General features: G+C 43.9%; 5 protein-coding genes. 4 read left to right on the forward strand and 1 reads right to left on the reverse strand.

Annotated elements, in window-relative coordinates; genetic code table 11:
- The 4 genes from MC7420_RS24715 to MC7420_RS24730 form a co-directional block, all read left to right on the forward strand.
- Nucleotides 1-940, forward strand: a 940-nt coding sequence (locus tag MC7420_RS24715; RefSeq protein WP_044209525.1) for an aconitase family protein, incomplete at its 5' end; no start/stop codon positions are given.
- Between the two features lie 428 nt (nt 941-1,368).
- Complete coding sequence (locus MC7420_RS24720) at nt 1,369-1,746, forward strand: hypothetical protein (protein ID WP_006103796.1); 378 nt, start codon at nt 1,369-1,371, stop codon at nt 1,744-1,746.
- A 312-nt stretch (nt 1,747-2,058) separates the two neighbouring features.
- The gene (gene leuD, locus MC7420_RS24725; protein ID WP_006103767.1) at nt 2,059-2,661 is read left to right on the forward strand and encodes a 3-isopropylmalate dehydratase small subunit; all 603 of its coding nucleotides are present in this window, start codon (nt 2,059-2,061) and stop codon (nt 2,659-2,661) included.
- Between the two features lie 75 nt (nt 2,662-2,736).
- Nucleotides 2,737-3,405, forward strand: a complete 669-nt coding sequence (locus MC7420_RS24730) for a hypothetical protein (protein ID WP_006103774.1) — start codon at nt 2,737-2,739, stop codon at nt 3,403-3,405.
- A gap of 256 nt (nt 3,406-3,661) precedes the next feature.
- Here the strand turns inward: MC7420_RS24730 and MC7420_RS24735 are convergent.
- Nucleotides 3,662-4,141: S41 family peptidase (locus MC7420_RS24735; RefSeq protein WP_044209528.1), on the reverse strand; the 480-nt coding region annotated here is incomplete at its 5' end.

Here is a 4,141-nt window from a genome sequence, read left to right on the forward strand (position 1 = left end):
CTCGCAAACCCTCGCCCTGTCTAAACTTAAGGTTCGCAAAATTGAAGTTAACGGGAAACTTCCTCCCGGTGTTTACGCCAAGGATGTGATTCTGCACATCATCCGCACGTTAGGCGTCAAAGGTGGCGTTGGCTACGCTTATGAGTATGCTGGCACAACCTTTGAGCAGATGACGATGGAAGAACGGATGACGGTGTGTAATATGTCCATTGAAGGCGGTGCTAGATGCGGTTATATTAATCCGGATCAGGTCACGTATGAGTATCTCAAAGGGCGAGATTTTGCGCCGAAAGGGGAAGACTGGAACAAAGCGGTGGAATGGTGGAACAGTATGCGTTCTGATGCCGATGCCGTTTATGATGATATCCTCACCTTTGATGCGGCAGAGATTGCGCCAACGGTAACGTGGGGAATTACACCGGGACAGGGAATTGCCGTAAATGAAGCGATTCCCATACCCGATAGTTTACCCGAATCAGAACGTGCGATCGCCGAAGAAGCCTATCGGTATATGCAGCTTATCCCCGGTGCGCCGATTCAAGGAACAAAAGTGGATGTCTGTTTTATTGGAAGTTGCACCAATGGACGATTGACAGATTTACGCGAAGCCGCCCAATTTGCCCAAGGAAAGCGAGTCGCACAAGGGGTGAAGGCGTTTGTTGTTCCGGGTTCAGAACGAGTCAAAAAAGACGCCGAAGCCGAAGGATTGGATAAAATTTTTGTCGAAGCGGGGTTTGAGTGGCGCGAACCGGGATGTTCGATGTGTTTGGCGATGAATCCGGATAAGTTACAAGGGGATCAAATTAGTGCATCGTCCTCAAACCGTAATTTTAAAGGGCGTCAGGGTTCAGCCACGGGACGCACATTGTTGATGAGTCCAGCCATGGTAGTAGCGGCGGCGGTTAACGGGAAAGTTTCTGATGTTAGACAGTTATTGTGAGTAGCCATCAAGCCAGCCAGCCAGCCAGCCAAGAACTCAAGTTCTGGCTGAAAGCTAAAACCCGTTAAAACGGGTTCAAATCCTTTAATGGAGTAAGCTTGAGCCAATTTTATGTAGTGGCGTGGCACACATAATTGGAGGAATTAACCATTAGCCTGGAAACCGTAGGGGCGCATGGCGTGCGCCCGATTCAATGGTAAAATCTATTCCACCATTTTAGCTGAGTCACGCCGCGATCATGGGCAAGTATTATAACGCGGGAAACGCTTATATTAGAGTTAGTGAATCCTGCCCACCGAGCGAGTCATTTGGGGTGTATTACCAATTTTGCAAGATCTCAGTTAAAACGGGTTGAAATTCAATTATAGTTAACCGTTTTAGCCGGAAATTGCGTTCCAGGCTGATATTACAGCAACGGAGGAAAAGTTATGAATATGAGAGCGATCGCGCTTGCTACCATTCTCGGTCTATCTGCGCCTACAATTACCGAGTTTATCATTAAAACACCTGTCGTCGCCCAAGCGAGGGTTCCTCTGGGGACATTTCAAGGGGGTGAATGGTCAGTCACGATTAACTATAGCAACAACGCCCTGACGTACTACGGTACTAATCAACGAACCGGCGATAACCTGGTTCTCCGAGGTGCGAAAGTACGGGGAAATCCTCAACGCCGCCTTTATATCTGGCAAAACGGGGATTATCAGTATCAAGTCGCATGGCGACCCAATGATCCTAGAATTATTCGTCTCCAGGTATTCAATCCCGCAGGACAAGAAATTCTCAATCGCCTTCTCTATGAAAATTAGGGATGAACGGCAGTAGCTGATAGTATCAGATAGGTTGGGTTAAGGCATACAACCCAACCTAATTCGTCTGTTGATTATATCTTTATATCCAATGGTAAATACATTTAAATAGGATTTATATTACTCTTAACTGTATGGTAAAAGCACTAACTCAACTATGATGCATTTTAGGTTGACTAGAATTTATATTGATAAGTTTAGAAGTCCGCGCAGGCAGACTTTGTTTGTGTAGCAGCGATTTCAATCGCCTCCTTTTGCTCACCCTTAGCGAAAATGGAGATATATTTTTTATAGAAAAAAAGGAGTGAATCCATGAGTCAAGTTAAAACCGTGTCAGGACGAGGCGTTCCCGTTGTGGGTAATGATATTGATACCGACAGAATTATCCCCGCTCGCTATTTGCGCTGTGTTACTTTTGAAGGATTAGGAGACAAAGCTTTTGCTGATGACCGCGCCCAAGCAAAAGGGCAACATCCGTTTGACCGCCCCCAGTATCAAGGGGCAGATATTTTAGTGGTTAACGGCAACTTCGGCTGTGGTTCTTCGCGGGAACATGCGCCTCAAGCTTTGCAAAAATGGGGCATACAAGCCATTCTCGGTGAAAGTTTTGCGGAAATCTTCTTTGGTAACTGTTTAGCAATGGGGGTTCCCTGTGTTACGGCTGAACCGGAAACTGTGAAGCAGTTACAGAAAATCCTGGAAGAGAATCCGCAAGCACCAATAACGGTAGATTTAGAAGCCATGAATGTTCGCTGTGGTGAGTTTCAAGCCTCTGTGTCAATGCCTGAAGGGGTACGACAAACTCTAATTACAGGGACTTGGGATAGTTGCGGACAACTGGTGAAGCAAGTTGACCAGGTTCGGGAGACAGCGGCGAAGTTACCTTATCTGAAGTGGGATACAGCGACAGTATAGGATAGGCAACGTCTCATCTGGATTAAGATAGTAGGGTGGGTATTACCCACCCCAAAACTCATAAAATTTGAATATATGAAATTGGATCAACTATTTCTTAATGAGGCATTTTCTAACTATGTAGTGTTCTTTGCTGGAATACTTGTTGCATCAGTGGGATGGGCAATTGGCAATTATCTATCTCGCAAAAAGCCTCAAATCATAGGAGTTAATAAAGTTAGTGAATCATCACTATTAGAGATAGATAGACAAATCAAAAAGAATATAAAAGTAGAATATATGGGCAAATCAATTAATTCTTTATATCAAACTTCATTTCATATTTTTAACAGAGGGGATGTCACGATTGATAACATTAATTTACAAATATACATTGAAGATGCAAGTTTAACTAATAATATTATTAATTATTGGGTGGCGGATCAATATGATAATCAACTTTTAAATGCTTCTTCTTTGTTACAAGATGGAATAGAGATAAAAATAGATTTCCTTAATTCTTTGAAGCTTTATAAAGAAAAAATAATAATCAATGTTTATTCCTCACAACCATTGAAAATCAAAGATGCCAGAGGAAGAGGGAAAGGATGGAGAGTTGAATATTTTGATCAAATTAAATATGGAGAAGAACTTGATGCAAACCTATATTTATTAAGCTCAGGAAGTTGGGTAAATCTGATCGAAGGAATTTCAGGATTCTTATTTGCAGTTATCGAGGGTCAGGGGAAAACTTCAAGGAAATAAACTAGCTTATGGGGTAGTCTATCTCCCAGATTGTAGGGTGGGTACTACCCACCCTACGTCTTTAAGAAAGCTGCGTAGAAATAAAGTACCAGTGAGGAAATCTGAATTCATGAATACAGCCAAGCTTAATTGGTACATTATTAAGCCGCCTAGGATTTACGGGTCTGGAGTCTCCACCAGAACGTTACTGTTTCGCCAAGTATACCCAAAGTATAGATGCTAGTCTGTATAAATTGTGCTTAAAAATAACATAATTTCACTCTTGAATGGCTTCCAGCGCCACCTCCAGCGCCCGTTCTTTTTGCGGATCAGCGCCTTGGGCGTATTCTGGGGAGAAGGGAACCAGGATATCGGGTGTTACTCCTTTCCCTTCTAGTCGTTCGTCTCCATTCACGTAAACATCAGCGACGGCGACGTAAAGCAAGCTACCATCTGACATGAGAAATGGGCGCCCCGCCACTACAGCGCCAGGGGTTGGCGTACCGACAACAGGTCCAATATTGAATTGCTGGAAACCATACGCCAGAATTTCTTTAGCGCTGCGGCTTCCTTCATTTACCAGCATGACGACGGGTTTATTCCAGCCTGCGTAGTGAGTATATTTTGTACCATCCCGGAAAATCGTGGTTAAGCTTAAGTTTGGAGCGGTGTAGATGTTCAGGGCGGTGAGCGGTGCACCTCCCCATCCTTCTCTTAAGTCTACGACTAAAGTATCGGCTTGTTTGAGACGACCATA

Origin of the sequence: Coleofasciculus chthonoplastes PCC 7420, assembly GCF_000155555.1 — a bacterium.
Classification (GTDB): Bacteria; Cyanobacteriota; Cyanobacteriia; order Cyanobacteriales; family Coleofasciculaceae; genus Coleofasciculus; species Coleofasciculus chthonoplastes_A.